This is a genomic window from Kribbella sp. NPDC000426 (assembly GCF_040300265.1).
Lineage (GTDB): Bacteria > Actinomycetota > Actinomycetes > Propionibacteriales > Kribbellaceae > Kribbella.
In genome coordinates this window covers 585738-612332 of the sequence record NZ_JBEPDK010000003.1, presented here as the reverse complement: position 1 = coordinate 612332, position 26595 = coordinate 585738, and the positions used below count along the sequence as shown (strand labels likewise).

Genomic DNA, 26595 nt, shown 5'->3' with positions numbered 1-26595 from the left:
CGGGCGGGGAGCTCCGGCCTTTTCCGGGGGTGCAACCCCCGGGCCCCGCCCGGAGGGGCTCCGCCCCCCGGACCCCCCGGTGGGTGCGTGGCTGGGTTTGTTGTTAGTGGCCCTTTGATTGTGCGATTTGCTCGATTGTTTTTGGGGTCATCGGTTCTGGGGAGATGATGAGGTGTTCTACTCCGCGCTGCTCGTAGGCCTCGATTGCTGCTGGTAGGTCTTTTACTGGGATTGCGTTCTTGCTTGGTTCGGGTACTTCTTGGTTTGGGTCTCTGACGATGATTCCGGCGGTGGGGGTTACTGAGGTGCCTGCTGTCTTTGTTGCTTGGTTTAGGGCTGCTAGGCGTTCGTCGAGTTTTTCGTTGGGGGTGCCGTACCAGGCGGTGTTGTACATGTCGGCCCATTGGGCGGTCAGGCGCATCATGCGGGGGCGGGCGCCGGCTACCAGGATCGGGATGCGGTGGGGTGGGGCTGGATCCAGGTTTGCTTCGCGGACCTCGTAGTACGTGCCTTTGTAGGTGACTGTTTCTCCGCGCACCAGGCGCGCGACGATTTCGAGCCATTCCTCGAAACGGCTTACTCGGTGGTCGGTGGGTAGGCCGAAAGCTTCGTATTCGGGGTCGTGCCAGCCGGCGCCGACGCCGAGAATCAGTCTTCCGGCGGATACCTCGTCGAGGGTGGCCGCCATTTTGGCGGTCAGGCCGGGGTCCCGGAATGAAGCGCAGAGGACCATGTTTCCGAGTTCTACCCGGGAGGTGACTGCGGCGACCGCGGTCAGCAGGGTCCAGGACTCGTGCATGCCGTAGATCTGGTCCTGGGGGTCGCGGTAGAGGAAGTGGTCGGCGATCCAGACCGAGTCCAGGCCGCCCTGTTCGGCCGCCTCGGCCACTGCTCGGACGTCGTTCCAGGTGGGCATACCGCCGTCGGGGCCGTCGCCGGCGCCGGGGGGGAGCATCGCGCCGAGTTTCATGCCCATGGTCCTACGCCTCCGATTTTGTCTGCGGTGATGTGGGTCAGGTAGCCGGGCGGTGTGTCGCCTGGCAGGAATTCGGCGTCGGGGCCGATGTAGGTCTTCGCGAGGTTCCGCAGTACGTCGGCGGCGCCGCCCTCGGTGATCCGCGCGGTGCCGGTGATCACGAGGTACTCCGTCAGGCCCATCTCGTTGAGGTTGCCGGTCTCCAGCGTGAGCGCGACCCGGCCGTCGCGGCGGATGTTCTTCACCTTCTGGTTGTTCGGGATGTGGGCGGCGATGATCTCGTCGCCGTCCAGACCGACCCAGATCACCGAGACCTGCGGGCTGCCGTCGGGGTTGATCGTCACCAGATGACCGAGGGCGTTCGACTCGAGCACGGCTCGCGCGCTCTCAGGGATTCGCATGGGGTCAACGTAGTTGGATCATGGCGGGATGAGGAGGCCGTATTTCGATCGGACGGCAGCCGGCGAGGTGCTCGCCGACGAGCTCGGCCAGGTCGCCGGTCCGGTCCTGGTGCTCGGGCTCGCGCGCGGCGGCGTGCCCGTCGGGGCGCCGGTCGCGGACGCCCTCGATGCGGAGCTCGACGTACTGATCGTGCGCAAGCTCGGGTTGCCGGGGCAGCCGGAGCTGGCGATGGGCGCGATCGCCGGCGTCGGCGAGGAACTGCATGTCGTACGCAACGAACCGATCGCGCGCGAGGTCGACGAGGCGGTGATCGAGGAGGTGCGGCAGCGCGAGGTCCGGGAGCTGCGCCGCCGCGAATCGGCGTACCGCGGGGACCGGCCGCCGATCGACGTCCGGGACCGGGTGGTGATCCTCGTCGACGACGGGCTGGCCACCGGCTCGACGATGCGCGCCGCGGTGGAGGCGGTACGACGCCAGCAGCCGGCGCGCGTGATCGTCGCCGTACCGGTGGGCGGGGTGGAGAGCTGCCGGCGGCTGGCGCGGATCGCCGATCAGGTGGTGTGCGTGTGGATCCCGCGGTACTTCACCGCGGTCGGCCAGGCGTACCGCGACTTCTCCTCGGTGAGCGACGACGAGGTCCAGCGAGTGCTCGCAGAAAGCACAGCGCGGCGCCCCGGCAGGTGACCGGGGCACCGCGCTGTCGGTCCGGCCGCCGGCTTCCGACTCGGCGGCCAGACGTCACTAGCCCAGCCGGGCCTTGAGGTTGTCGAGCTCGACCTTGAGCTCGGTGGGGACGGTGTCGCCGAGCTTGGCGAACCACTCCTCGATCAGCGGGATCTCGGCCTTCCACTCCTCGACGTCGACGTCGAGCGCGATCTCGAGGTCCTGCGCGGTCAGGTCCAGCCCGGCGACGTCGAGCGCGCCGGCGGCCGGCACCCGGCCGATCGGGGTCTCGATCGCGTCGGCCTGACCCTCGATCCGGTCGATGACCCACTTCAGCACGCGGCTGTTCTCACCGAAGCCCGGCCAGACGAACTTGCCCGCCTCGTCCTTGCGGAACCAGTTCACGTAGAAGATCTTCGGCAGCTGCGCCGCGTCGTGCTGCTTGCCGACGGTCAGCCAGTGGTCGAAGTACTGGCCGGCGTCGTACCCGAGGAACGGCAGCATCGCCATCGGGTCGCGCCGTACGACGCCCACCTGGCCGACCGCGGCCGCGGTGGTCTCCGACGACAGCGTCGCACCCATGAACACCCCGTGCCCCCAGTCGCGCGACTCGGTCACCAGCGGGACCGTGGTGGCGCGGCGGCCGCCGAAGATGATCGCGGAGATCGGCACGCCGTTCGGGTCGTCGTACTCGTCGGCGATGATCGGGCACTGCTTGATCGGCGTGCAGAACCGGCTGTTCGGGTGGCTCGACAGCTCACCGTTGTCCGGCGTCCACTCCCGGCCCTTCCAGTCGGTCAGGTGGTCCGGCGGGGTCGGCGAGTAGCCCTCCCACCAGACGTCGCCGTCGTCGGTGAGCGCGACGTTGGTGAAGACCGAGTTGCCCTTCTCGATCGTCCGCATCGCGTTCGGGTTCGTCTTCCAGCCGGTGCCGGGGGCAACGCCGAACAGGCCGAACTCCGGGTTCACGGCGTACAGCCGGCCGTCCTTGCCGAACCGCATCCAGGCGATGTCGTCGCCGAGCGTCTCGACCTCCCAGCCGTCCAGCGTCGGGTCGAGCATCGCCAGGTTGGTCTTGCCGCAGGCGCTCGGGAACGCGGCCGCGACGTAGTGCACCTTCTTCTCCGGCGAGATCAGCTTGAGGATCAGCATGTGCTCGGCCAGCCAGCCTTCGTCGCGGGCCATCGCGGAGGCGATCCGCAGCGAGTAGCACTTCTTGCCGAGCAGCGAGTTGCCGCCGTACCCGGAGCCGTAGGACCAGATCGCCCGCTCCTCGGGGAACTGGACGATGTACTTCTCGTCGTTGCACGGCCACGGGACGTCCTGCTGGCCCTTTTGCAGCGGGGCTCCGACCGAGTGCAGGCAGGGCACGTACGGTGCGTCCTCGCCCAGCTTCTCCAGGACCTCGGCGCCGGTACGGCACATGATCCGCATCGAGGCGACGACGTACGCCGAGTCGGTGATCTCGACACCGAACATCGGCTTCTCGGCCGTCAACGGGCCCATGCAGAACGGGACGACGTACATCGTCCGGCCGCGCATCGAACCGCGGTACAGCTCCGTCATCAGCGCCTTCATCTGCGCCGGGTCCATCCAGTTGTTGGTCGGACCGGCGTCCTTCTCCTCGACGGAGCAGATGAACGTGCGCTGCTCGACCCGCGCCACGTCACTCGGATCCGTGCGGACCCAGAACGAGTTCGGCTTCTTCTCCTCGTTCAGCCGGACCATGGTGCCGGCCGCGATCAGCTCGTTCGTCAGCGTGGCGTACTCCGCGTCCGACCCGTCGACCCAGTGGATCCGGTCGGGCTGCGTGAGCTCGGCGACCTCGGCCACCCAGTTCAGCAGGTGGGCGTGCTGCGTCGGGGCCGTGGTCAGGTCGTACCGCGTCGAATTTTCGCCGGGGAGGGGATCCTTGGCGGCTGCTGAGGTGGCGGTCTCGGTATGGGTCGGGCTGGCGGTTGTCGTCATTCGCGGCTCATTCCCTCTCGGCTGGTCGGGCCCGGCACTCGCCCGGCCCCTCGACGCTGAAAGGCGGTACGGCGACGGCCGCCGGGGTCTCCGGCGGTTCGATGCAGCTGGCTGGCGGTGTAGTCGCTCGCATACCAGTGAGTCCAGTGGACGTATACCAGTGTGCAAGTGGTACTACGGTACGCGAACGACCCGGGGGCTGTGAACCGCCAGAACGTGAACCCGGTCACAAAGTTTTCGCGACAATCGCTTTCCGGTGTCGCTTGTGAAAATGAGAACGGCCCGCGCTGTTCGCGCGGGCCGTTGCAGCAGATTTTTCGGTCGATCAGCTGGTCTGCCGCCAGATGTCGTTGACGACCCGCTGGACATCCGGCGCCTCGGCCACCTGGCCGTAGACCATCGCGCCGACCAGCCACCACTGACCGCCGCTCAGGAACGCGTGCGTCATCGTGATCGTGTACGGCGCCTTCGTCGACACCGTCAGCCAGGTCCGCGCGTCCTTCGCGGTCGCCGGCGCGGTCGTCTTGTAGATCTTCGTCCACAGCTGGTCGAACGACGGCCGGTCGGCCAGGCACTGCGCCAGGCTCACGCACGAATGCAGCGCGAGCTGCGCCTGGAACGAGTTCTTCAGGCCGTTCGCCGGGTCGTACTCGGTCGCGGTGACGATCTTCCGCAGGATCAGCTGCGAGGACTCACCCTGCCGGATCACCTGCGGCGGCCGCGGCCAGCCGAGCGCGAACGGCAACTCGGCTGTGTTGACGACCTGGAGATCGGCGCCGGCGGCGTACGTCGCGCCGAAGATGCCGGCCGAACCGTCGGGGCGCTTGTACGGCGCTGTCGTGACGATGTTGATCGGCGGGATCAGCACCTTGGCCGGTAACGGCTCGGGGCTGACCGCCGGCGCCGCGACCTCGACCGGGTCGTCCTTCTTCACGGCGCTGCCGATCGCGGAGCCGATCGAGTACGTGATGCTGAAGACGATCAGGACGACGACCGCGACGACGGCGTAGATCCACGAGCCGATCTTGCGGCTGTACTGGCGGGCGACGTCGATCTTGGACTGTTCTGTTTGCGTCTGGGCAGGTGGCTGGCCGGGGCGGTCGGCGTAGGACGGGATGGCGGCGGTGCTGCCTGGTGCGTGGCCCGTCGTGCCAGCTGTCGTGTCAGCGATGGGGAGGGTCGGCGGCATGGCGCCGTACCCGCTGAGCTGCCGGCGGATCGCCTGGAGGGAGACGTCGTCGTTCCCGATGATGCCGTCGAGCGGGTCGATCAGCCGCTCCGCGCCGGTCTGCCCCGGGATCAGCTGGGTGACCGCGTACGGGCGGCTGGAGTTGAAGTTGGCCGCCCACAGCGGCGTCTCCTGCTGGCCCGGCACGAGCGCGGCGTCGCGGCTCGCACGGGCGAGCCGCTCCACGACGGTCTCGTCGCGCGCGCCGTCCTCGCTCAGCACGAGCGCGATGATCTCCATGCCGGTGAACGTGCGTCCGTGCCACAGCTCGGCGAGCGGGTGCTCGAGCAGTCGCTGATCCAGCTGGTAGCCGGGGATCTCCGGCGTACTCATTTGCTCTCCCAGATGGCGCGATCCGCCAGCGCCAGGGCCGCCTTCTGCGCGACCTCGGCTGCCACCGGATTGGCTGTGTACTCCACTTGTACGACAACGTCCGCGCGCTGCACGAGCGCGCGGACAGCCCACGATTCGCCGGCCATGCCGCTGGCGGTCCGGCTGATCTTGGTCGGGTACGGCCGGTCCTCGTCGAGCGTCTTCATCGGCGACCGCGTGAAGACCTTCTTCGCGGTCTGCGTCGGCGTGAACGGCTTGTTGCCGGCGCCGGCGTCCTGCCCGCCGTACGGCGTGATCGTGACCTTCACGCCCGCGGAGGTGTAGGCGCGGACCTTGGCCCGGGAGCTGCCCGCCTCGCAGGTGATCGTCGTACTGCCGACCTGTGTCATCGTCACCGGCCCACTCGATGCCTTAGGCAACAGGCTGGAGATGTCCCCGATCCGCGCACACAGATCCGCCGGCATCGTCCGCACCGGCACGATGTCCGCAGGCGTCACCGGCTGACCGACCGCCCACCCGATCCCCCCACCCGCAATCGCAGCCACCCCACACCCGATCGCCGTACCCCGCACCAGTCGACTACCCATGCCCGCGACCTTAACCACGCGGAGGTCCTCCCTAACCCATCAGGCAACCCCCCTTAGACGCAGACCCCTCTACCCCGGTTCCCGCCCCGGGTGAGGTGGAGGTGGTGGGATGTCCCCGCGCGTGCGCTACACGCGGCTCCTTCGTCGCCGTGCTGGCGCCCGCTCCCGCCCGCCCTGGTGGTGCGCGCTATCGCGCGGTGCACGGCCATCGCCGCGTCGACTACGGCGCGGTGAGTTGTGCTCCTGGTCGGTGAACTTGAGGTGCCGCCGGGTCGAGTGCGGGGTGGTTGGGCGCTGCTGGTGGGGATGGTGGGGACGGTTCCCACGCGTGCGCTACGCGAGGCTTCTTGTCGCTGTGCTGGCGCGCTCGCTCCCGCCCGGTGTTGCGCGCTACCACGCAGTGGGCGGCTGCCGCCGCGTCGACTGTGGCGTGGTGGGTTCTGCTGCTGGTGAGTGAGCTACGAGTTGGTGTCCTCCACGCGCGCGGCTCCTTCGTCGCCGTGCCGGACCGCACGCTCCCACCCGCGTTGAGGCCGACTCGAGCCCCACCTCGCACGACTGCGGCTGTGGCCGAGTCTGTCGTCTGCTGCCGCGTGCTCGTGATGGGCGAGCTGTCCGTGAGGGCCGTTCGTGTCCGCTTAGCCGTCCCGGACATGGTTGCCGATGGCACCCGACTGCGCGGCCCCGCCAGACCGCGGGATCCGCCCGGCGCGCTCCCGACGTGCAGGAACCTCACGCGCGCCCCGGCGTCCGGCTAACTCATCAGCGTCTTGACCGACCCGCCCGACTCCGTGAGCTTCGTGCCCAGGCCCTTCAGCGCATCCCCGACCGTGCCGAGGATGTCCGACAGGTCCTGCAGGTTGCCGGCCAGGCTTTCGACCTCGGTCGCGACCCCGCCGATCTGCCCGCTCCCGTCGTTGAGCCTCTTCGCGGCCGCGTCCCCGATCCCGGGAATCTTGTCCAGCTCACCCGCGAGCCCGGCCAGCATCCCGGCCGCATCCTTCAGCCGGTCCTTGGCCGCGTTCATCGTGCCCGCACTGCCGGTCAGCGCCTTCCGCGCGCCACCTTCGCCGTCATCCCCGACCAGCGCCCCAGCCGCCTTAGCCGCCTGCTCACCGGCCTCGGCCAGCCCGGTCCCGATCGTCTTCAGCAGCTCAGGCAACTGCCCGATGAACCCAACCGCCCCGTCCGGCAACCCCCTCACCAACTCCAGCACCTTCTTGAAGTCGTCCGAGTTCTCCATCACGAACCCGACCGCTTTCTTGACGTCCCCCAGATCCCGCCCGCCCAGCAAATCCTCGATACCCATGCGCGGATCGTAGGGCTCACAACCCCCGCAGTACCCGCCACCGCGCCGCCCCCCAGAGCCGATTGGCCTACACCCACCCCCTCCATGTATCGTTACTCGACGTTGTCCAGCGCTCGTAGCTCAACGGATAGAGCATCTGACTACGGATCAGAAGGTTGGGGGTTCGAATCCCTCCGAGCGCGCTTCGTGAAAGCCCAGGCAGACACTCTCTGACCTGGGCTTTTGTGTGTTTGGAGGCAACGGCAAAGAGGGCGGCCGTCATGCTCCCCGCCCTTTGAACCCCCCAGAATCGACCCCAACGTCACCCCTCCGGCTCCCCGAAGAGGGATCCCGGCGCGGCGACGAAAGGGATGTGCGTTGAGGCGGTGATCCCGGCAGGATGCCTGCATGGTTGCTGCGCCCTTGGACGTCCCTCGCTTGGCTGCTGGGGACAGGCACGTACTCCGCGCTTGGAGCCTCGATGATCTGCCGCTTGTTCAGGAGGCGTCGGCCGACAACTACATCCCGTTGGTCACGACCATTCCCTCGATGTACTCGCGGGCCGCGGGCGAAGCCTTCGTTCGACGGCAGTGGGAACGGGCGTCCAGTGGTGCCGGCTATCCGTTCGTCATCGTGCGGGTCGAGGACGAACGTCCGCTCGGGATGGTCGGCCTCTGGCTGAAGGACCAGGGCCAGGGACGGGCGTCGCTCGGGTACTGGCTCGTCGGGTCGGCCCGTGGCCAAGGGGTTGCGGCGGCAGCCCTCCACGCGGTTGTCCGCTGGGCCCTCAGTGACCTGCGGATGCCTCGTCTTGAGCTGTACGTCGAGCCATGGAACGCGGCGTCTCGGCGGACAGCTGAGCGCGTCGGCTTTCAGCGAGAAGGCCTGCTCCGCAGCTGGCAGCAGGTGGGCGACGAACGCCGGGACATGATCATGTACTCGATGTTGGGTGTTGACCTGTCCCGATCCGCTGCTGGCTGATTTCGGCGTGGGTGCCCAATATGCTCACGAGGATCGGGGCGGAACTGCATGCCTGTTCCTGAGATAAGTCAGAGTCTCTGCGCGTGCCAACTCGTATTCGCGGAACGCGAACTGCGTACGCCGGAGAAGTTTAATAGCGTCTGCCGCACGTGTTCGTCCACGTCGACCTGTAGCAGCGTGTTCAGGACGAAGTTGGACAGCCGGCAATCCTTCTCGCTGCTGAACCCCGACATGTCCCTGACGGACGCGGCTGTGAACTGCGACATCTCCGGCACGACGGAGTTGTCCTTGGAGTGGTTCGACAGGAGCGCGGCGGCACAGTACGCCGCTGGCTGCAACGTGGCCCGTGGATGTGATCGGCCAACAGATCCGCGACACATTTCCGCCAACTGATGTGCGACAAGCTAGACGACTAGCGACCAGCTGAGGGAGCCGGAGGCTCAATGGTCGGCGACAGGACCGAGGCCATGTCGCACTCCGTAATCTCATGCACGTCCCTCGAAGGCATGCTCAGCAAGTGAGCCCTTCCCTCGACAGACACGGTGAGTTGGGCGGCACCACTCGGTGTACCGGGCCATGGACAACCATTGGTGCCTTCGAGCTTGTAGGCCTGTACCAAAGCAGCGCCCGGAGGTAGTGCACCGGCAGCAGGGGAGGGTCCGGGGCCCACGATGCGCCACCACGGCAGCTCCACCGGATGACTCCCGGAAAGGTTGCACGTGCTGGTGCCCGTGTTGACTGCCTTCACGGTGAGATCAGCGAAGGTGACTGACAAGGGAGCACTCGCGCATGAGACCAGGGCGGTCGTCGAACCCTGCGTGGAGTCACTGGCAGGGGCACTACACGCGCCAAGACCTAGACACACGACCGCCAGCAGCGCCGGGGTAGTGCTCGAGTTCGTTGTCACATCCATAAAGACGCTCGTCACCACCCAACCGTTGCGCGCCCGGGTTTGCCGCACCTGCCGCGATCCGGTCCAGCTTCCTACTGTCGCAGATGACCTGGCGGACGAACGTGTCGACGGAGGACACAGCCTTGCCTGTCGCGGGTGCAGGATTGGCCTCTTATGGATCAGAGGCGCGCCTTCGGCGCAGGGTGGGCGAGCGCATGCACCCTCCTGCCGAACCTCGCCCACCCAGCGCGGAGATCGGCACCGAGGACTCTTGTTCGCAGGGGCGTCCGGTGCACTCCAGGTCCTGGCGTCTGGCCGCCGGTTAGCCACGTTCCCCTGGTCGCTCGATTCTCCAGCCACCACGACACACGTCAAGAGCGCTTCGCGTCCCGCGGATCGGCAAGTCGACTCTTGACGTGCGCCGCGCTGACCTGGGTTGGCAACTATCAGGAGGACCGGGCAAGTATGGATGTCGGCGCAGTTGGGAGGCCGAGTCCTCACACCTACATCCCATGCAGACGCTCGGGAGTCCTACGGCCAGCAGTCGTTGAGGATGCGGGCGGTTGTGGCGTCGAGGCTGTCGTCGGCCGTGATGATGCTTTCGTCGAGGTTCGCGATTGGTTGGAGTCCGCGGTACCACTGGCGCATCTCGGCTTCGCCGAAGGCCGTTGCGACTGGCTTTGTCGAGTGCCTGCGGACGGTTTCCTCGAAGGACAGATCGTAGATGTAGCTGCGGGATACGCCGCGATGATCTGCAACCAGGTCCGGCAGGGCCTGCGAGTACCACATGGCGTTCAGGATCCCCTCGATGATCACGTCGAAGCCTCGATCGAGGAGGTATCGCGCGGCAAGGTCGATGAGCCCGATCGGGTGGCCTCCTGCGTCTTCCCCGGTTCCCAGGATGTCGCGCCTGATGACGTCCTGGCCGAGGATGGCAACCGTGCCGGATGGGCGCGCGGCACGGATGGCGGCGGCCACCACCGACTTCCCCGACCCGCTGTTGCCTCGCAAAGTAATCAGCCGTGTCGAACTCGAACCAACGGCTTCATTCCCCACCCGGCGCTCCTCTCATGCCTAAATGCTCTGTAGCTCAACGCTCCGTCGGGCCGAGCACGGTCTGGATCAGCAGGTAGTCGCGTGACGACTGCAAACGTCTTATCCGTGGTCATCATGACGATAGGTGAGATTGGGCTCAGCAAGACCGCACCGACCTGGGTCGCGCATCACCACGCGAGGACGTCGCGACAGGCAGCGAACGGGGAGTGCAACACCGTGTCGAGATGCGGGTGCACAGCGATGGACGACGGGGCGCCCATGCACTGCCTAGATGCCCGTGGATCGGCCGTACTCTGGCTCGATGTTCTTTGCTCCTGGTCGGTCGATTGCTCGTCGCGACGTTCACCTGAACGGGATGATCGCGGCGGTGCAGACCACGCGGGTCGTGCGGGACGATGCGGAGGCGCTGCTCACGTGGACTGCGGCTGGATCGGATTGCATGCTGCGCGGTACTCGGGACGGTGCGTTGATCCGGAAGATGTCGCTGGCAGAGCGCGACCGTACGCCGTCCATGCTGTGGCCGCGGCAGTGGGAAGGCCGGCACGTGCTGATCCGCACCGAGCCCGGGGCCGACCATTCGGTGTGGTGGTTCTTCGACCTGGAGATGCGGTTCGAAGGCTGGTACGTGAACTTGGAGTCGCCCGTACGTCGCTGGTCGGCAGGCACCGACATCCTCGATCACGCGCTCGACATCCTGGTCGCGCCCGATCGCAGCTGGTCGCTGAAAGACGAGGACGAGCTGGACGAGCGGATCGGTCATCCGGCGTACTGGACGGCAGCCGAGGCGGACCGCATCCGCGCCGCCGGCGAGCGCATCACCGGTGACATCGAGGCGGGCCGGTTTCCGTTCGACGGCCAGTACACGGACTTCCGTCCCGACCCGTCGTGGGCACCAGCCGACCTGCCGCCGTACTGGGACTGCGAGGTGGCGTCCCGCTGATCGTCGGCGGCAGGTGTCCGATCCGGATGGCGGAAGGCCAAGCAACTGGGGATGCCGAAGGACATGGGCATCGTCGGGCTGCTGTACGGCGATCGGCTCCGTGGGCAGCTAGCTATGACCACTGGCGACGGAGCCGATGAGCAGCGAGTAGGCCCGGTCGAGTCCCACTGAAGCCCAGGTCAGTACGACGGCCCGGCCTTGCGTGGTGACGAAGACGTTGGTGACGAGCACGCCCAGGACCAGGCCTGTGATGCCGCCGACGACATCAACCTCGACACCACCTGTCCGCCCCGGTGTCGCTGGCGCGACGAAGATCTGCGTGCGCGGTGCCTAATCGGTCTTCCCGCAACACCTCGCAGGCCCCTCAGCGTTCGCTGCTGAAGAACCGTAGCAACAGCGGGCCGACGGTCTGTGGATCGACGACGTGATCCCGCCCGTCGAGGGTCTCCCGTTGAGCGTGGGGTAATTGGTCTGCAAGCTCGTCGGCTGCGCGGTCGAAGAAGTCCGAGGGCAGGCCTGCCATATAAGGGACCGTGATCGGCCCTCCGGTGGTGACCAGGACCGGTTGGGTGACCGTTGCCAGTCGATCGGCCGGCAATTGGTAGCGGTTGAGGAAGACGCTGTCGTGGACCAGCGTGGGCGCGAGGGCGACCGAATCCGCCCAATGCGCCGTCTGCTTGCCTGCCGCTTTCCTGGCCGCGATGTTGTCGTCGGAGGCGCCGCTCAAGCGCATGAACAGTTCGAGAACCTCCTCGTCTCGCCCGGCGTCGAAGGCGCGTCGGGTGTCCGCGACGTACTCCTCGAATCGTGGGCGTATGTCGTCCCCGACCGCGTAGGGCACCTCCCACACGGCGATCGTGTCGATGACTGACCCGGCCGCGGCCGCTTCCAGCGCCAGCGCGCCACCAGAGGACGCCCCGAACAGGTGTGCCGAGCCGCCCGCCTCCGCGATCAACGCATCCAGGTCCTCGATCTCCCTTTCCACGGCGTACGGCTCGGTGAAGCCGCTCGCGCCGCGTCCCCGACGGGCATAGTTGTAGACCGTGAAGTGCTCGGCGAGAGCCGGCGCCAAGGGAGCGTTCTCCACCCCCTCGTCGAGTGCTCCGCCCACCAGAATGACGGCCGGACCGCTTCCCTTCCGGTCGTAGGCGATGGTGGTGCCATCGTTTGATGTCACGCGAAAGGCCATCTCGTTCATCTCACATCTCCGTTCGAGAGGTTTGTCTCAGCGCCTGAGCAGCGTGCCGACGACGGCCTCGGTGCGCGACCACCGCGTCCTTGCGATCACGGCCGCCACGACGAGTAAGGCGAGCGGCAGCCAAGGGCTCTGCTCGAGCACGAACTGATCGGTGATCACAGCACCGGTCAGCAATGCCGCCAACCCAAGACTGGCCAGGCCCGCCAGAGCCGGGATCAGAAGTCCAACCCCTCCCGCGACCTCCAGCGCTCCGACCAGGTACCGGAGCCACTGGCCAGCCCCGATGACGGCGAACATGTCCACCATGACCGGGTCGCCGGCCAGCTTCGAGATTCCGCCGCCGGCGATTACCGCCGCAAGCACGACGTGCAGAATCCAGACCCCGATGCTGCTCGCCCGCCCGAGCGCGTGCGCAACGGTTGCCGAGTTGTTCTTGGGGATGGTGCTCATTCGGCTCTCCTCGTCGTGTCCGGGCCTGGTACCGGTGATGGCGTTGGCCGAATGGGCCGGGTTGTCGGAGTTGATTCGACCAAGTGCTCGCGGGAGCGGCATCTACTTCTTGTTGCGGTAGAGGACCATGGTGATGGGACCGAAGACCGCGACGAGCAGCGCTGACGAGACGAGCACCCAGCCGATTTCCCCGGCGGGCACCGAGCCGTGCATCAGGCCGCGTACCACGGTCGCCAGGTGGGTGATCGGGTTGACCTCGACGACCGCCTGCATCCACCCGGGCATCGTCTTCGGGTCCACGAAGATGTTGCTCCCGAACGTCAGCGGGAACATCACCATCATGCTGACCCCCGCCACCGAGTTCGGCGTGCGCAGGATCAGGCTGAGCATCGTCCACAGCCACGACAGGCAGAACGAGAACACCAGCAGCAGCACCACCGAGAGCACCACCCCGACGGCGCCACCCTCCGGCCGGAACCCCAGGACCAGTCCGAGCGTGATCACGATCGCCGACCCGATCGAGTAGCGCATCACATCGCCGAGCAGGGCGCCGACCAGCGGCGACGGTCGCCACACCGGAAGTGACCTGAACCTGTCGAACACCCCCTTCTGGATGTCGGTGTTCAGCGTTATGCCGGTGTTCATGGTGATCATGACGTTCGCCTGCACCAGGATCCCGGGCAGCAGGAACTGCAGGTACTCCTGAGTCGACCCGGCGAGCGCGCCACCGAACAGGTAGGTGAACATCAGTGTGAACATGATCGGGAACATGGTCACGTCGACGAGCTGCTCCGGGACGTGTTTGATCTTCAGCAGAGCGCGCCAGCCGAATGTCAACGAGGTGCGCACCGGGCCGGGGCGAGACGGCCGCTCACCGGCCAACAGCACGCTGCGCAGCGCGTCCTCAGTGACCGGCGCCGACGCCTGCTCCGCGGACGTGGCGGTCATGCGGCATCCTCCTCGGGTGTCTCCTCGGCGGCGTGTCCGGTCAGGGTGAGGAACACCTCGTCCAGGCTCGGCTGACCGAGCGCGAACTCGGTGACGTCGATGCCGCTGCGGGACAGCTCGGCCAGGGAACGGGCGACCCGCTCGGGGTCGGAGACCCGCGCGGACAGCGCGGCCGGGTCAGCGGACGGCTCAGCCGGCACCTCGAGGACGCCGGCGAGGACCCGCTCTGCCTCGGCCCGCTGCTCGGGCGCACGTAGCCGTACGTGCAGCGAGCCGGCGCCGACCGACGCCTTGAGCTCGCCGCTCGAGCCCTCGGCGATGACCTTCCCGTGGTCGATCACCGCTATCCGGTCGGCCAGCTGGTCGGCCTCGTCGAGGTACTGCGTGGTCAGCACCACGGTGGCGCCCTCGGCGACCATGCCCCTGACGATCTCCCAGACCTGGTTCCTGCTGCGCGGGTCGAGCCCGGTCGTGGGCTCGTCGAGGAAGATCAGTTCGGGGGTGACGACCAGGCTCGCCGCGATGTCGATGCGCCTGCGCATCCCGCCGGAGTACTTCTTCACCTGCCGGTCGGCCGCCTCGGCAAGACCGAACGCGTCGAGCAGGTCGGCCGCCCGCTCCCTGCCTCGGCGGCGTGAGTAGCCGAGCAGCCTGGCGAGCAGCAACAGGTTCTCCGCCCCGGTGAGGTCGTCGTCGACCGACGCGAACTGCCCGGTGAGGCCCACCCTGCTCCGCACCGCCCGGGCGTCACGCACGACGTCGTAGCCGAGCACCTGCGCCTCTCCGGCGTCGGGGCGCAGGAGCGTGGCCAGCATGCGGATCGTGGTGGTCTTGCCCGCCCCGTTCGGACCGAGCACGCCGTACACGCCCCCGGCGCTCACGGCCAGGTCCACACCGGCGACCGCGTGGGTCGTGCCGAAGCTCTTCTTCAACCCTCTCGTCTCGATCGCGAGCTTTCTCATGGGTTCGATTCCTTCTCTCGGTGTTGCTTCTCTCGGTGTTGCGAACGGATTGGTGAGCTAGTCAAGTTTGACTACTTGGCCAGAGCGGACGAGGACGAAACTTTCTGGTCAAGTTGATTAGGCGCGCATCTTGAGGTGATCGGGGACCGTTCGCCACGAACCCGGATCATCGGCCATGGTGTAGGCGCCGTCGGACAGTCGTTTGCTCAGGCTCTTCGCCCACTCCAGTTCGGTGCGTGCCTGTCCCGCCCACAGTTCTGCCTGATCGCGGACGTGCTCGGGGGCGTCCCTATTGGGGTGCTCCCGCCACTCGGCCTGCACTACGAGCTCCGCTTCCAGGCGCGCGACCCGCTCGTTAACCTGCGCGATGGCATCTGTCCTGGTCAGCATGGGCAACATGGCGATGGACGCGTTGAGCATGTCCGGGTCGTGGGTGCGCCGCAGACCGTCGCGGACCAGTTCGACCATCTCGTCACGTCCCCGAGCTGTCGCGCGGTACAGAACGCGCTCCGGCCCGGAGTTGCCCGGCTCGGCGTGTTCGGTGAGGAGGCCATCGGCCGCCGCCTTCTTCAGCGCGTGATAAATCGAGCCGGGCTTGATCTTGGCCCAACTCTCCGCACCCCAGCTCTGTAGTTCGGACCGCACCTGGTAGCCATGCGCGCCGCCGGAGAGGTGCACGATACCGAGTACCAGGAGCTTCGTCGCCGACACACGCCCACCTCCGCTCAACCCTCTCGTCTCGATCGCGAGCTTTCCCATGGGTTCGCTTCCTTCTCCCGTGTTGCGAACGGCTTGGCAGAGACTAGTCCAGTTTGACTACTTGGCCAAAGTACACGAGGAAGAAACGTCTAGTCAAGGTTGATTAGGCGCGCATCTTGAGGTGATCGGGGACCGTTCGCCACGAACCCGGATCATCGGCCATGGTGTAGGCGCTCTCAGACAGTCACTTGCGGTGCTGGTGGAGACCTCCAAGATCACACCAGCGAACATCGGACAATCGAGCATCATGATCAACAGTGCACTGGGCAACAATGAGCTTGGCCTGGCCGCTATGGGTGCGATGCTCGCCTTGGTGTGCCTGCTGATCGCCGTCGATCCTGTCGCCCGGTCACACAAGGGCTTGGCCGGCGTGGTCGCGGGTGCTTGGTGCGCGTTGGCTCCGCTGGGTTTGTTGAGAGGCTCGATCGTCAGAGATCCGCTGGCGATGTCTGCGTGGGCCGCGGCCGGCGTGTATCTGCTTGCAATCATCGGCACGCTCGGTCGGCCTCTGCTGATCGCAACGGACCTGGTTGAGCGGGAGCACGGATACCAGGCACTTAGCAACGGTGAGTACCGGCGGGCGAGAGCCGGTCAGGTTGTACTGATTGTCGGGATCGTGTGCCTCGCGCTGCTTTCGGTGTGAACCGAGCCCGACCCCGACGATCGCCCAAGTCGGGCACGTGACTGCCAGCTGTGTGGTGTATCGCTCGTGGCGGCAGGGAGCTAGTCGAGGTTTCGGTAGCGCCACCAGTTTGCGATTCATGTGAAGCGCCGTGACGTGGCGCGAGCCGATGAGGCTGCTAACCGACCCGGTGCTGGCTACTCCGTGCCTGCGGTGTCGGGCTGATCTCTCGTAGGCGTGAGGTGGTGTCTGAGGGGTGTGGCGTGGCCGTCGTGGTGGGGATTGAGGTCGATGCGGGTGGTGGTGTGGATGTCCGGTGGGGTGACCGGGAAGCCCCAGTCATCGAGGAACAGGTCTTCGCCGGTGAGGTCTGCGCCGTACAGGGCTTTGGTGATTTGGAAGGACTTGCAGAGCTTGCCTGGGGAGTTGGCCAGGGCGGTGGTGGGGTGGGGTTGTCCCATTGGGCGGCCATTAGGTCCATGCCTTCTACGGGGTCGACGGCCCGGATGAAGACTACGTCTGGGATGTCGGCCTGGTTTACGACGGCAGCGAACTGGTGCCAGATCCCGTAGATCAGGTAGACGTACGCGACGCCTCCTGGTTCCCACATGATGGCGGTGCGCGGTGTCTTCTTTGTTCCCGTGGTGGACGTTGTCGACGAAGGCCGGGTACGAGTCGACGTCGTGGATCACTCCGGAGATGCGGCCGGCCACCGTACGCCGGGCCGAGACCTTGCCGAGGAAGTCAGTGGTGCAGTCGGCAGCGGGTCGTAAGTAGACATCGCCGCGCACTCGCCTGGCTGAGTCAGGGCGGACGATCCGCGTCCCACTCACGCCGTTGTCAGGTCGCGGTTGGGGACGAAGACGTTGAGCCTTGCCAGGTAGTCGGGTGTTTGCTCGATGATCTCGGCCTGGTCCAGGAATGGGTGCTTGGGAACCCACGGGGTTCGGGAGCGGATCGACCTGGGTGGTTCTCTGCCGGCGGCCTGGAATTCGTGGGCGGCCAGGGCGGCGAGGAGTGTGTCGAAACCGGTGTGACCGGTCGGGCCTGGTGCTGCTTCCCAGGCGGCTTCGGAGCCGTCGCGGCGGGAGAGGAGTAGTCGCAGATGATCGCAACCCTGGAGGAGCATGCGCCAGGCCCAGTCTTCGTCGGTTGCCTCACGTATGGCTGTCGCGGTGGCGGGAGCGGTCATGATCCGATGCTCGTGCGCAACCTGCAGGGCGTGAGCGATCCTCGCTGAACGTGCCGTCATCTTCGCTGCTCGGCGGGCGGGCGGAGGCCGAGCCATTGTTCGGTGTTCCAGGCTTCGAAGCGTTCTAGTTCGGTGAAGCCTAGGTGGGTGGCTAGGCGGATTGAGGGGGTGTTGGCGGATTGGGTGGTGAGGATGATGGGTTCGCCGGGGAGGGTCTGGTCGAACCAGGTGAGGGCGGCGGTGCAGGCTTCGGTGGCGTAGCCGGCGCCCCAGGTGTGTGGGAGGAAGAGGTAGCCGAGGTCGGCCTTGCCGGTGGCGGCGGGGCGGCGGTGGGTGGTTGCTCTTCTGAGGAGGATGTGGCCGATCATGGCGCCGTCGAGTTCGACGACGAAGCTGCCGGGCCAGCGCTCGGGGATCGTGGGAAGCTCGCGTTCGAGTTCGGTGCGTGGGCGGGGGCCGCCGAGGTACTCGTTGACCTCGGGTGAGGCGAGCAGGTCGATGAACGTCGTACGGTCGCGTGCCTCGGACTCACGCAGTACGAGGCGCTCGGTCTTGATCGGTGCCGGCGGCCAGGTCGCGAGGTCCAGGGGTTCCATCGGCGCACGCTAACAAATGGCGAGGATCAGTCGGAGCGGCCTTTCAGGCGGCGCTGGAGGGCGCGCTCGGCCTCGCGGGTCGCCTCGCGTTCGGCGAGGGCGTGCCGCTTGTCCCAGGTTTTCTTGCCGCGGGCAAGGGCGATCTCGACCTTCGCGCGGCCGTCCTTGAAGTACAGGAGGACCGGGACGATCGTCAGGCCGCTCTCGTTGACCTTGCGCTCGATCTTGTCGATCTGGGCGCGGTGCAGCAGCAGTTTGCGCTTGCGGCGGGAGCCGCCGTTGAACCAGCGGGACTGCGAGTACTGCGGGATGTGTACGCCGTGCAGCCAGATCTCCCGGTTCTCGATCTGGGCGAATCCGCCGACCAGCGAGGCCCGCCCGGCCCGGAGCGCCTTGACCTCCGGCCCCTCCAGCACGATCCCCGCCTCCCAGGACTCGCCCAGCTGATAGTCATGCGCAGCCTTCCGGTTGCGCGCAACCACGGGCTCGACCTCAGACTTCTTCACCCATCGATTGTCCCCCGTCCGCACTACCCTTTTTCAGATGGCCGCGGAAGTGATGCCCCTCAAGGACGAAGTCCAGACTCCCGTACCGCATGCTTGGCGGGACGTCCTCGGCGAGATCGTCCGCTCCATCGTGCGCGGAGACGCCCGCATCGGCGAAGGCATCGAGAACGTTGATCCGATCTCAGAAGCTGTCTCGGACCAATGCCGTGAAGTTGTCACGAACTATGGATCGGTCACTCTGACCGAGCTGCCTGAGGCCGCATGGGACACCTCGGTCGCGATGTGGCAAGGCAACCACTGGGACTGTCTCGTCGACCTCTGGACTGCCGAGGAAGGTCGCAGCGACCTCGTCCTCGAGGTCGCGGTCGCCGAGGAAGGCGAGACGGCGTTCCGATTTCGCCCCTATCTCGTGTACGTCCCATAGGTCAGTGCCTAACTCGGTGGCCCGGGAGGTTGGGGCGGACGTAATGTCGCCGGCATGGCGACATGGAGCATGCCCGAGCGGGTCGAGCCACCGATCAACCCGGTTGACGAGCGGTCTGCTCTTGATGACCGGCTCGAGTTTCAGCGCACGACGTTGCTGCAGAAGTGTGGCGGGCTGACGCCGGAGCAGCTCGCGGTGCGGTCGGTGCCGCCCTCGACGCTGTCGCTGCTGGGGCTCGTCCGGCATCTGTCCGGCGTTGAGGCGTGGTTCCACGCGTACGACGGTCAGCCGGACCACCATTACTTCTGGGACTACGTGCCCGGCTCGAGGAACAGCGGCGACATCGTCGACATCACGCGGGCCGCGGACGACCTGGCCAGCTATCAGGCGAGTGTCGCCCGGTCACGTACGGCGGTGGCGGGGCTCAGCCTCGACGCGGTCAGCCCGGGTGAGGATTACACGCTGCGGTGGATCTACCTGCACATGATCGAGGAGTACGCACGCCACAACGGCCACGCGGACTTCCTCCGCGAGCGCATCGACGGCGCCACGGGCGAATAGCTGGTCAGTCCAGGGCTGCTGCTTTGTTCAGTAGTACTGAGCGTTCGCGGTCGTTGGTGCAGAGGCGGGCTGCCAATTCCAGCTCGGCGCGGGCCTCGCGGAGCCGGCCGAGGCGGGTGAGGAGTTCGCCGCGTACGGTCGGAACGAGATGCGAGCCGGGGAGCCGGTCCGAGGCGATCAGCTCGTCGACCAAGGCCAGGGCTTGAGCCGGATCGGACGCCATCGCAACGGCGACGGCGCGGTTGAGCTCGACGATCGGCGAGGGCGCGACGCGGCCGAGGGCCTCGTACAGCAGGACGATCCGGTCCCAGTCGGTTGCCTCCACGGATGGAGCCGACGCGTGTACGGCGGCGATCGCGGCCTGCAGGCCGTACGGACCGAGCCCGCGAACCGACGCCTTGGCCAGCTCCTCCAGCCCGCGCTGGATCGCCGAGAAGTCCCATCGTTGCCGGTCCTGGTCCTCGAGCAAGATCGGCGAACCATCGGCGCCAGTGCGGGCCGGGAAGCGCGCGGCCGTCAGCTCGCACAGCGCGAGCAGACCGTGGACCTCCGGCTCGTCGGGCAGTAGCGCGGCCAGGGTGCGGGCCAGGCGGATCGCCTCGTACGCGACGTCCCGGCGTACCAGAAGGTCACCGGACGTCGCCGTCGAGCCCTCGGTGAAGATCACGTAGACGACGCTGAGTACGCCGCCCAGCCGCTCGCGGCGCTCGTCGGCCGGTGGCAGCTCGAACGGTACGCCGGCTGCCGCGATCGTCTTCTTCGCCCGGGTGATGCGGGCCTGCACCGTCGGCACCGGCACCAGGAACGCGCGGGCGATCTGCTCGGACGACAGCCCGGCGACCAGGCGCAAGGTCAGCGCCACCCGGGCCTCGGGCGAGAGGACCGGATGGCAGCTGATGAACATGAGCGCGAGAACGTCGTCGTCGATGCGGTCCGGGTCGATGTCCTCGTCGACGACCGGGTCGGCTGCCAGCATCGCGTACCGGTCCTTCAGCGCAGTACGGCGGCGGATCGCGTCGATCGCCCGGCGCCGGGCCGTGGCCATCAGCCAGCCGGCCGGGCTGTCCGGCGGGGTGCGCGGCCACGACACCAACGCCTCGGCCACCGCCTCCTGCGCAGCATCCTCGGCCAGCGCGAAGTCGCCGGTGAACCGGGTCAGCGCGGCAACAATCCGCGCCGACTCGATCCGCCAGACCGCCTCGACATCCGCCGCATCCATCAGAACGCCTCGTCGTCAATCGGACCCGACCGCCGCCTGCTCCTCGTGGCCCGGTGGCCGCTCGTCCTCGCCCGCGACCCGGCGTACCTCGATCTTCGAGCCGGCGACAGACGGAAGCCGCTTGGCCCACTCGACCGCCTCCTGCTTCGACGCGACATCGAGCATGAAGTAGCCCCCGAACAGCTCCTTCGTCTCGCCGTACGGCCCGTCCGTCACCACCGGCGCCTCGCCGCTGAAGTCGATCACGACACTCTCCGCCGCGTCGTCCAGCCCCTCCGCGGCGATGAACACCCCGGCCTTCATCAACTCCTCGATGAACTGGTACGTCGAAGCCGCCAACTCCTCGAACCCAGCCATCACCGCCGCGTTCGACTCGTCCGTACCCCGCATGATCAGCATGTACTTCGCCATCGCGCTCTCCTCGTCCCACGAACCGCCTCCCGGCCCGCACTACCCCCAGGTCGAACGACAAACCCCCAGATCGACAACACCCCGAAGAATCTTCTCTCGCCTCACGACACGTCCGAATCACCCTGCCCCGGGGCGAGGATCGAGCTCCGGAAACCGGCGGAGTGCTTCGACGACCAATGGCGAGAACATCCGGGCATCGTCCGCTGTCGCGAGCACCACCCCTCCAACATCCTCCGCCACGATCCCGTGTACGACGTCGCCCGCCACCTCCACCCGCGAAATCACCCCCGAATGCGTGAAGTCGATGGGCTGACCGGACGAGTCCTGGTCGACCTGCAACTCGAACGCAGCTCCGTCGACCACCCGGACAAGCTCCACCCCGCACTCTTCCCGCAGCTCGCGCCGGAGCGTCGTGACCTCGGATTCGCCAGGCTCGGGAGAACCACCCGGCAGGTCCAGAAGTCCGTCGTACGGGCCGCGCGCCTTTCGCACGAGAACGATCCGCTCTTCCTGCCGCCAGACGGCGTAGACGCCGAAATGCTCCGTCACTCGCCTAGTTCACCATCGCGAGACTCCGCCAGCGCCGTGATTGCGGTGAGGTAGGAGTGGGGGATTTCGGCTCGGGCGCGGAGTTCGAGGGGGTCGGCGTGGGGGAGTAGGCGGTGCCAGGAGACGAGGCGGTGGACGTTGGTCAGGGGCTGGGTGGCGGTGAGGTCGGAGCGGAGTACGTCGGGGTCTGCGTCCAGGTGGTCGCGCCAGACGGTGAGGTAGGTGGTGAACAGTTCGTCGCGGTCCGGGCCGGGTAGCGGGGCGCGGGTCCAGTCGGCGACTGCGTCGAGGAAGCCGTGCAGGGAGACGAACGGGTGGGCCCACAGGGCGTTGCCGAAGTCGAAGAAGCGCGGGCGGAGTACGCCGGTCGAGCGGTCGGCGAAGATGTTCGCCGGGTAGATGTCGTTGATCTCCAGGTCGAGCGGGACGGTGTCGCTGACGGACGCGGTTCGCCGGTCCAGTACGTCGGCGGCGCGCGCGACTCGTCGCAACAGCTCCGGGTCGAACCGCAACGGCGCCCACTCCTCCGCCACGGCGCGCACGCGGTCTCCAGCGGCGTGGGGTGCGAGCTCGACGATCCCGTCGTACGCGGTCGGGTCGAGACGGCCGAGGACGGCGCATTGGAGGCGGGCCAGCGCGCGTACGACGCTGCAACGGACCCGCTGATCGGCGACCTCGGCATGCGTGAGCGTCGTACCTTGATCATCCGTGAGCAGCCACCGGCGTTCGTGATCCACCGCGAGCGGCACGATGACGTCGTACGGCGCGAGCCGGGCCAGCGCGGCGACCAGCGCGGCCTCGTACGGATGGCCGGGGTTGTTCTCCTTGAACCAGACCAGGCCCTCGACGGTCGGATAGCACCGTACGACGGACCAAAAGCGGGCCCGGTAGGTGACGGGTACGCCGCTGATCCGGCGGCCAAGCTCGGCGAGTCGGCAACCGACCCAGGCGTCCGCGGCCTGCGTCCACTCGGGCGATGTCCAGCGGCGGACCCATTGGCCTGCGGCGTCAGGGCCGAGCGGTCTGGCGGGCGGCGGCTCGTGCATCCACGGCACGCTACCGGGCGCGCGAATATCCGGTTGCCTGAGCGTGACCGGTCTCGGAGACTGCGGTCGCATGGATGATGCCGAGCTGGACGTGCTGCTGAAGAACGAGCGCTACCCGCGGTCGGCGGCGTACTCGGGCCGCTGGATGGTTGACGGCGGGATGGGGCCCAACCCTGTCTGGCAGGCGGAGGCGCTGGGGGAGGTCATGGCGCTCGAGCCCGGGATGCGGGTGCTCGACATGGGGTGCGGCGCCGCGCTCAGCTCGATCTTTCTGGCCAAGGAGTACGGCGTTGAGGTGTGGGCGACCGACCTGTGGATCAAGCCCGACGAGAACCTGCGCCGCGTCGCCGACGCTCAGCTCGAAGACCAGGTCCACCCGATCCACGCCGAGGCCCACGCCCTGCCCTTCGCCGAGGACTTCTTCGACGCGCTCGTCAGCATCGGCGCGTACCACTACTTCGGCACCGACGACCTGTACCTCGGCTATTACTCACGCTTCGTGAAACGCGGCGGTCAGCTCGGCATCATCCAGCCGGGCCTGGTCGCGGAGTACGAGACGCTTCCGCCGCCGCACCTCGCGCCGTACTGGAAATGGGACTTCTGCGCCTGGCACAGCCCGGCGTGGTGGCGCCGCCACTGGGAGAAGACCGGCCTGGTCACCGTCGACCTCGCCGACCAACTCCCCAACGGCTGGCACGACTGGCTCCAATGGAACGAAGCCTGCGACCAGGACGCCGGCGAGCCAGGCCGCGAAGAAGCCCAAATGCTCCGAACCGACGCCGCCCAATCCCTCGGCCTAGTCCGATTAGTTGCCCGGCGCAACTGACTAATGCCGTGCCGGTGGAGCATAAGTCCGGCAGGATGTTGGGGTGGAGCGCGAAGAGGTGCTGACGGGCGGGAATGTTGCGGATCGGGTTGTTCGGGTCGGGGCGACCGTGCGGAAGCCGGCGCTTCCGCAGACGGCTGGGGTTGAGGCTGTGCTCGAGTTCCTCGCCGAGCGGCAGTTCGACGGTGCGCCGCGTACGTACGGGCGTGACGACAGGGGACGACACGTCCTCGAGTACGTACATGGAGAACTCGCACACGCAATGCCGCCGTCGACCCTGGATGAGCTGCACCGTGTCGGTCGGCTGATTCGCGAGCTGCACGACGCTCTCGAGAGCTTCGAGCCGCCTTCGGACACCGCCTGGAACGTGCTCGTCCCCGACCCGGCCGGCGGCGACCTGATCTGTCACAACGATCTAGCGCCTTGGAACCTGGTCCGCAACAACGAGCGCTGGGTCTTCATCGACTGGGACAACGCCGGCCCCTCGTCGCGACTCTGGGATCTCGGGTACGCCGCAACCGCGTTCCTCCCGTTCGTCGCGGGAGGCGCGGTGGACGTCGACGGCCCGCGGTTGCGCGCACTCGTGGACGGCTACGGCCTCGACCCGGAACAGCGCCGCGCCTTTCCGGCGCGGATCGCGGCCCGCACGCGCGGCATGTACGACCTGCTGATCCGCGGCCACGAGACCGGCGAACAACCATGGGCACGCCTCTACGACGAGGGCCACGGCGACTACTGGGGCCCGGCCGCCGCGTACATTGCCGAGCACCACGACGCCTGGGTGGCAGCACTAGTCAAGTGAGATGACCTGCTCAGCCGCGAGGATGCTGGGCATGGGGAGCATCACGGGGCCGGCCAAGTTGCTTGGCGCGGGGTTTATCGTGGGCGCGGTACTGATGGCCGCCGTTGCCTTGGGCATCGGGCCGGAGTGGCCGTTCAGAATCGACTCGGGCGACCTGCCCATCGTGTACGCCGTCCTCGGCGCATGGTTCGTGATGTACCTAGTCCTCGCGCTCATCGCCGTCGCCGATGCCACGCGGCTGACCCGGCGCGGCGATTTAGGCGCCGCTCAGGAGTCGGCGAACTTCGTGAAGCTCGTCGCCGTCCCGTACTTCCTGCTCAACTTCGTCGCACTGACCGAAGTCGTCGCGATCGTCGGAGTCAACGACCGGGACCGGCTCGGTCTCGACGGATTCCTCGTCGCGGTGCTGTTCGTGATCCTGACGTACGTCGTGCTCCTGCCGACGTCGGCGTACGGCGTGGCGTGCCTGCTGCTGATGAAGCGGAACGATCAGATCGGGCGGATCTTCTTCGGCCTGAATCTGGTGCTGCAGTTCCTGTTCGTCGTCGATGTCCCCAGCACGATCGCGGTGGTCGAGGTCGCTCGGGACCGCCTCGGCGCCACCCGCCGCGCCGGGACGCTCTCGAGGAACCTGCTGGCCGGCGTCCTCATCGCGGGCTCGTCGGTCGCCGTCGTCTGGCTCGCCTGCGTTGCGATCTTCTGGCTGCTGGATCCGCCCGGGACGTTCGTCCGCGATGCGATCTACGTGCTCACGATCGCATCGCCGGTGGAGTTCGTCCTGCTGGTGCTTGTGCCGGTCGTGCCGCTGGCCACGTTCCGGACCGCCGTACGGCTGTTGCTGACCGACGACCTCGACGCTCTGCGGCGGTCGGCCCGGATCGTCAAGCTGGCCCTGATCCCGCTGTTCGTCCAGAACTTCGTCCTCTGCGCGATCGCCGTACTCGCGACCACATTCCTCCCGATCGTCGCCACCCGCGGGACGCTGATCCTGCTCGGTCCCGGCGCGCTGGTGTTCCTCGGCGCGTTCGGCACGACCGGTCTCGTCTGGGCCGTCATCACGACGTACCTGATGATGCTGCCAACCTCGGTCTACGGCCTGACGATGCTCGCCCTACTGATGCGCCACCGAGCCATCACCCCGAGGTTCTGCGCCCTCCACGCCGTCCTGCACCTCGTCTTCGTTGCCGACATCGTCAGCACCCTCGTCGTCGCCCACCGCGCCCGCCAACTCATGGCGGCACCGTCACCCGCCCTGCAGGCCGATCCAGCGGTGGTACGCGGGTAGGTCGACGTTGCTGCCGCAGATGATCGTGAGGATGTGGCGGTCGGCGAAGCGGGTCGGGTCTTCGAGGACCGCGGCAAGGCCGAGTGCGGCGGAGGGTTCGACGATGAGGCCGGCCTGGTTGTAGAGCAGGCGCATGCCGTTGATGATCGACTGCTCTTGCACGAGTACGGCGTCGTCGGCGACAAGGAGCAGGTCGTCCAGGACCTCCGGGATCGGGAAGCGGCCGGCCACTCCGTCGGCGATGGTGTTGGTCGACTCGGTGGTGATCACGCGGCGCTGGTGCCACGAGCGGGTCAACGCCGGCGCGCCGTGCGGCTGTACGCAGATCACATCGATCTCGGGCGCAAGCTCCTTCACCACCTGACCCACGCCGGTCGCCATCGCTCCGCCTCCGAGCGCGATCAGCACGGTGTCGAACGTCGGCGTACCCTCCATCAGCTCGAGCCCGATCGTCGCCGCACCCTCACAGGTCTCGAGGTCGAGGCTGTCTTCGAGCAGACGAATTCCTTCGTACTGCGCGATCGCCGCCGCCCGCTCACGCGCCAGCTCGTGGTCGCCGTCGACAAGCTCCAACTCGGCTCCCAGCGCACGAATCCGATCAAGCTTCGCCTTGGTCGCGAACCGCGAAGCCACCACGGTGACGTCAAGCCCGCGCCGCCGACCGGACCAGGCGAGCGCCTGCCCGAGGTTGCCCGCGCTCGCACAAACAACCGCCCGCGCCCCCGCCTCAGCCAGCTGACTCGCAACCAGCTCGGTCCCGCGCCCCTTGAAGCTGCGCACCGGATTCGCCGTCTCGAGCTTGATACTTACCCCACACCCAAGCTCCCCCTCCAACGCCTCACACCGGTACTGCGGCGTATCCAGAAACACCGGATCTATAAACCCACGAGCCGCCCGAACCCGCCCCGTATCAACCCGACTCTCA

General features: G+C 67.3%; 31 protein-coding genes, 1 tRNA gene and 1 pseudogene. 11 read left to right on the top strand and 22 right to left on the bottom strand.

Going from position 1 to position 26595, the window contains the following annotated elements:
* Positions 1–103: 103 nt before the first annotated feature.
* A complete protein-coding gene (locus ABT313_RS16745; protein WP_350853753.1) occupies positions 104–970 on the bottom strand; it encodes an LLM class flavin-dependent oxidoreductase in 867 nt (288 codons plus the stop codon).
* Complete coding sequence (locus tag ABT313_RS16740) at positions 967–1377, bottom strand: PPOX class F420-dependent oxidoreductase (protein WP_350853751.1); 411 nt, start codon at positions 1375–1377, stop codon at positions 967–969. Before ABT313_RS16740 ends, ABT313_RS16745 begins: the two co-directional genes overlap by 4 nt.
* Positions 1378–1405: 28 nt before the next feature.
* On the opposite strand from ABT313_RS16740, the gene ABT313_RS16735 reads away from it, so the two are divergent.
* Positions 1406–2062: a phosphoribosyltransferase gene (locus ABT313_RS16735; RefSeq protein WP_350853749.1), complete on the top strand. Its 657-nt coding sequence runs from the start codon at positions 1406–1408 to the stop codon at positions 2060–2062.
* Between the two features lie 57 nt (positions 2063–2119).
* On the opposite strand, the gene ABT313_RS16730 is transcribed toward ABT313_RS16735, so the two are convergent.
* The 4 genes from ABT313_RS16730 to ABT313_RS16715 all read right to left on the bottom strand — a co-directional run bounded on the left by ABT313_RS16730 (position 2120) and on the right by ABT313_RS16715 (position 7466).
* Positions 2120–4009 (bottom strand): phosphoenolpyruvate carboxykinase (GTP), encoded by a 1890-nt coding sequence (locus tag ABT313_RS16730; RefSeq protein WP_350853746.1) that lies wholly within the window; start codon positions 4007–4009, stop codon positions 2120–2122.
* 325 nt (positions 4010–4334) lie between these two features.
* Positions 4335–5570, bottom strand: coding sequence for a hypothetical protein (locus ABT313_RS16725; RefSeq protein WP_350853743.1), 1236 nt, complete (start codon positions 5568–5570; stop codon positions 4335–4337).
* The gene (locus tag ABT313_RS16720) at positions 5567–6157 is read right to left on the bottom strand and encodes a hypothetical protein (protein ID WP_350853740.1); all 591 of its coding nucleotides are present in this window, start codon (positions 6155–6157) and stop codon (positions 5567–5569) included. The genes ABT313_RS16725 and ABT313_RS16720 overlap by 4 nt, the downstream gene beginning before the upstream one ends.
* A gap of 754 nt (positions 6158–6911) precedes the next feature.
* Complete coding sequence (locus ABT313_RS16715) at positions 6912–7466, bottom strand: hypothetical protein (protein WP_350853738.1); 555 nt, start codon at positions 7464–7466, stop codon at positions 6912–6914.
* A 109-nt stretch (positions 7467–7575) separates the two neighbouring features.
* On the opposite strand from ABT313_RS16715, the gene ABT313_RS16710 reads away from it, so the two are divergent.
* Together ABT313_RS16710 and ABT313_RS16705 are read left to right on the top strand one after the other, a co-directional pair.
* Positions 7576–7648 (top strand) — tRNA-Arg (locus ABT313_RS16710).
* Between the two features lie 205 nt (positions 7649–7853).
* Complete coding sequence (locus ABT313_RS16705; protein WP_350853735.1) at positions 7854–8426, top strand: GNAT family N-acetyltransferase; 573 nt, start codon at positions 7854–7856, stop codon at positions 8424–8426.
* A gap of 1423 nt (positions 8427–9849) precedes the next feature.
* Here the strand turns inward: ABT313_RS16705 and ABT313_RS16700 are convergent.
* The gene (locus tag ABT313_RS16700) at positions 9850–10374 is read right to left on the bottom strand and encodes a P-loop NTPase family protein (protein ID WP_350853732.1); all 525 of its coding nucleotides are present in this window, start codon (positions 10372–10374) and stop codon (positions 9850–9852) included.
* Positions 10375–10675: 301 nt separating this feature from the next.
* Between ABT313_RS16700 and ABT313_RS16695 the strand changes: the two genes are divergently transcribed.
* Positions 10676–11314, top strand: a complete 639-nt coding sequence (locus ABT313_RS16695) for a ribonuclease FAU-1 family protein (protein ID WP_350853729.1) — start codon at positions 10676–10678, stop codon at positions 11312–11314.
* A gap of 364 nt (positions 11315–11678) precedes the next feature.
* Here ABT313_RS16695 and ABT313_RS16690 read toward each other — a convergent pair whose 3' ends face one another.
* The 5 genes from ABT313_RS16690 to ABT313_RS16670 form a co-directional block, all read right to left on the bottom strand.
* Positions 11679–12512 (bottom strand): alpha/beta fold hydrolase, encoded by an 834-nt coding sequence (locus ABT313_RS16690; protein WP_350853726.1) that lies wholly within the window; start codon positions 12510–12512, stop codon positions 11679–11681.
* A gap of 27 nt (positions 12513–12539) precedes the next feature.
* Positions 12540–12962, bottom strand: coding sequence for a DoxX family protein (locus tag ABT313_RS16685; RefSeq protein ID WP_350853723.1), 423 nt, complete (start codon positions 12960–12962; stop codon positions 12540–12542).
* A gap of 102 nt (positions 12963–13064) precedes the next feature.
* Complete coding sequence (locus ABT313_RS16680; RefSeq protein ID WP_350853720.1) at positions 13065–13910, bottom strand: ABC transporter permease; 846 nt, start codon at positions 13908–13910, stop codon at positions 13065–13067.
* The gene (locus tag ABT313_RS16675) at positions 13907–14872 is read right to left on the bottom strand and encodes an ATP-binding cassette domain-containing protein (RefSeq protein ID WP_350853717.1); all 966 of its coding nucleotides are present in this window, start codon (positions 14870–14872) and stop codon (positions 13907–13909) included. Before ABT313_RS16675 ends, ABT313_RS16680 begins: the two co-directional genes overlap by 4 nt.
* Before the next feature lie 117 nt (positions 14873–14989).
* The gene (locus tag ABT313_RS16670) at positions 14990–15583 is read right to left on the bottom strand and encodes a PadR family transcriptional regulator (protein WP_350853714.1); all 594 of its coding nucleotides are present in this window, start codon (positions 15581–15583) and stop codon (positions 14990–14992) included.
* Between the two features lie 241 nt (positions 15584–15824).
* Between ABT313_RS16670 and ABT313_RS16665 the strand changes: the two genes are divergently transcribed.
* Complete coding sequence (locus ABT313_RS16665) at positions 15825–16274, top strand: hypothetical protein (protein WP_350853712.1); 450 nt, start codon at positions 15825–15827, stop codon at positions 16272–16274.
* A gap of 176 nt (positions 16275–16450) precedes the next feature.
* On the opposite strand, the gene ABT313_RS16660 is transcribed toward ABT313_RS16665, so the two are convergent.
* Complete coding sequence (locus tag ABT313_RS16660) at positions 16451–16714, bottom strand: DNA-3-methyladenine glycosylase (protein ID WP_350853709.1); 264 nt, start codon at positions 16712–16714, stop codon at positions 16451–16453.
* Positions 16715–16767: 53 nt separating this feature from the next.
* A pseudogene (locus ABT313_RS16655) lies at positions 16768–16863 on the bottom strand (hypothetical protein); the annotation flags it as partial.
* A gap of 14 nt (positions 16864–16877) precedes the next feature.
* Here ABT313_RS16655 and ABT313_RS16650 point away from each other — a divergent pair.
* Positions 16878–17030 carry a hypothetical protein gene (locus ABT313_RS16650; protein ID WP_350853707.1) on the top strand — a complete coding sequence of 51 codons (153 nt, stop codon included), beginning with the start codon at positions 16878–16880 and terminating at the stop codon, positions 17028–17030.
* Between the two features lie 52 nt (positions 17031–17082).
* Here the strand turns inward: ABT313_RS16650 and ABT313_RS16645 are convergent, their stop codons facing one another.
* From ABT313_RS16645 to smpB, 3 genes are read right to left on the bottom strand one after another with little or no spacing between them, the layout of a single operon-like run.
* Positions 17083–17445 (bottom strand): hypothetical protein, encoded by a 363-nt coding sequence (locus tag ABT313_RS16645; protein WP_350853704.1) that lies wholly within the window; start codon positions 17443–17445, stop codon positions 17083–17085.
* Between the two features lie 56 nt (positions 17446–17501).
* Entirely contained in the window at positions 17502–18041 is a 540-nt protein-coding gene (locus ABT313_RS16640) for a GNAT family N-acetyltransferase (protein WP_350853701.1), read from the bottom strand.
* A 26-nt stretch (positions 18042–18067) separates the two neighbouring features.
* Positions 18068–18547 carry an SsrA-binding protein SmpB gene (smpB, locus tag ABT313_RS16635; RefSeq protein WP_350853698.1) on the bottom strand — a complete coding sequence of 160 codons (480 nt, stop codon included), beginning with the start codon at positions 18545–18547 and terminating at the stop codon, positions 18068–18070.
* Positions 18548–18584: 37 nt separating this feature from the next.
* On the opposite strand from smpB, the gene ABT313_RS16630 reads away from it, so the two are divergent.
* Positions 18585–18971, top strand: coding sequence for a DUF7668 domain-containing protein (locus tag ABT313_RS16630; RefSeq protein WP_350853696.1), 387 nt, complete (start codon positions 18585–18587; stop codon positions 18969–18971).
* A 54-nt stretch (positions 18972–19025) separates the two neighbouring features.
* A complete protein-coding gene (locus ABT313_RS16625; protein WP_350853693.1) occupies positions 19026–19532 on the top strand; it encodes a DinB family protein in 507 nt (168 codons plus the stop codon).
* Between the two features lie 4 nt (positions 19533–19536).
* Here the strand turns inward: ABT313_RS16625 and ABT313_RS16620 are convergent, their stop codons facing one another.
* From ABT313_RS16620 to ABT313_RS16605, 4 genes are all read right to left on the bottom strand, one after another.
* The gene (locus ABT313_RS16620; RefSeq protein ID WP_350853690.1) at positions 19537–20751 is read right to left on the bottom strand and encodes an RNA polymerase sigma factor; all 1215 of its coding nucleotides are present in this window, start codon (positions 20749–20751) and stop codon (positions 19537–19539) included.
* 15 nt (positions 20752–20766) lie between these two features.
* Positions 20767–21162 (bottom strand): YciI family protein, encoded by a 396-nt coding sequence (locus ABT313_RS16615; protein WP_350853687.1) that lies wholly within the window; start codon positions 21160–21162, stop codon positions 20767–20769.
* Between the two features lie 117 nt (positions 21163–21279).
* Complete coding sequence (locus tag ABT313_RS16610) at positions 21280–21711, bottom strand: NUDIX domain-containing protein (RefSeq protein WP_350853686.1); 432 nt, start codon at positions 21709–21711, stop codon at positions 21280–21282.
* The gene (locus ABT313_RS16605) at positions 21708–22757 is read right to left on the bottom strand and encodes a hypothetical protein (RefSeq protein ID WP_350853683.1); all 1050 of its coding nucleotides are present in this window, start codon (positions 22755–22757) and stop codon (positions 21708–21710) included. Before ABT313_RS16605 ends, ABT313_RS16610 begins: the two co-directional genes overlap by 4 nt.
* 70 nt (positions 22758–22827) lie before the next feature.
* On the opposite strand from ABT313_RS16605, the gene ABT313_RS16600 reads away from it, so the two are divergent.
* The 3 genes from ABT313_RS16600 to ABT313_RS16590 are packed head-to-tail and all read left to right on the top strand — an operon-like array spanning position 22828 to position 25670.
* Positions 22828–23583 (top strand): SAM-dependent methyltransferase, encoded by a 756-nt coding sequence (locus ABT313_RS16600; RefSeq protein WP_350853680.1) that lies wholly within the window; start codon positions 22828–22830, stop codon positions 23581–23583.
* Positions 23584–23626: 43 nt separating this feature from the next.
* Positions 23627–24385: a phosphotransferase enzyme family protein gene (locus ABT313_RS16595; RefSeq protein WP_350853678.1), complete on the top strand. Its 759-nt coding sequence runs from the start codon at positions 23627–23629 to the stop codon at positions 24383–24385.
* Positions 24386–24416: 31 nt separating this feature from the next.
* On the top strand, positions 24417–25670 hold the full coding sequence (locus ABT313_RS16590) for a DUF6652 family protein (RefSeq protein ID WP_350853675.1): 1254 nt from the start codon (positions 24417–24419) through the stop codon (positions 25668–25670).
* Here the strand turns inward: ABT313_RS16590 and ABT313_RS16585 are convergent.
* Positions 25629–26540, bottom strand: a complete 912-nt coding sequence (locus tag ABT313_RS16585; protein WP_350853672.1) for a threonine ammonia-lyase — start codon at positions 26538–26540, stop codon at positions 25629–25631. The two genes, ABT313_RS16590 and ABT313_RS16585, sit on opposite strands and share 42 nt — an antisense overlap.
* Between the last annotated feature and the right edge of the window lie 55 nt (positions 26541–26595).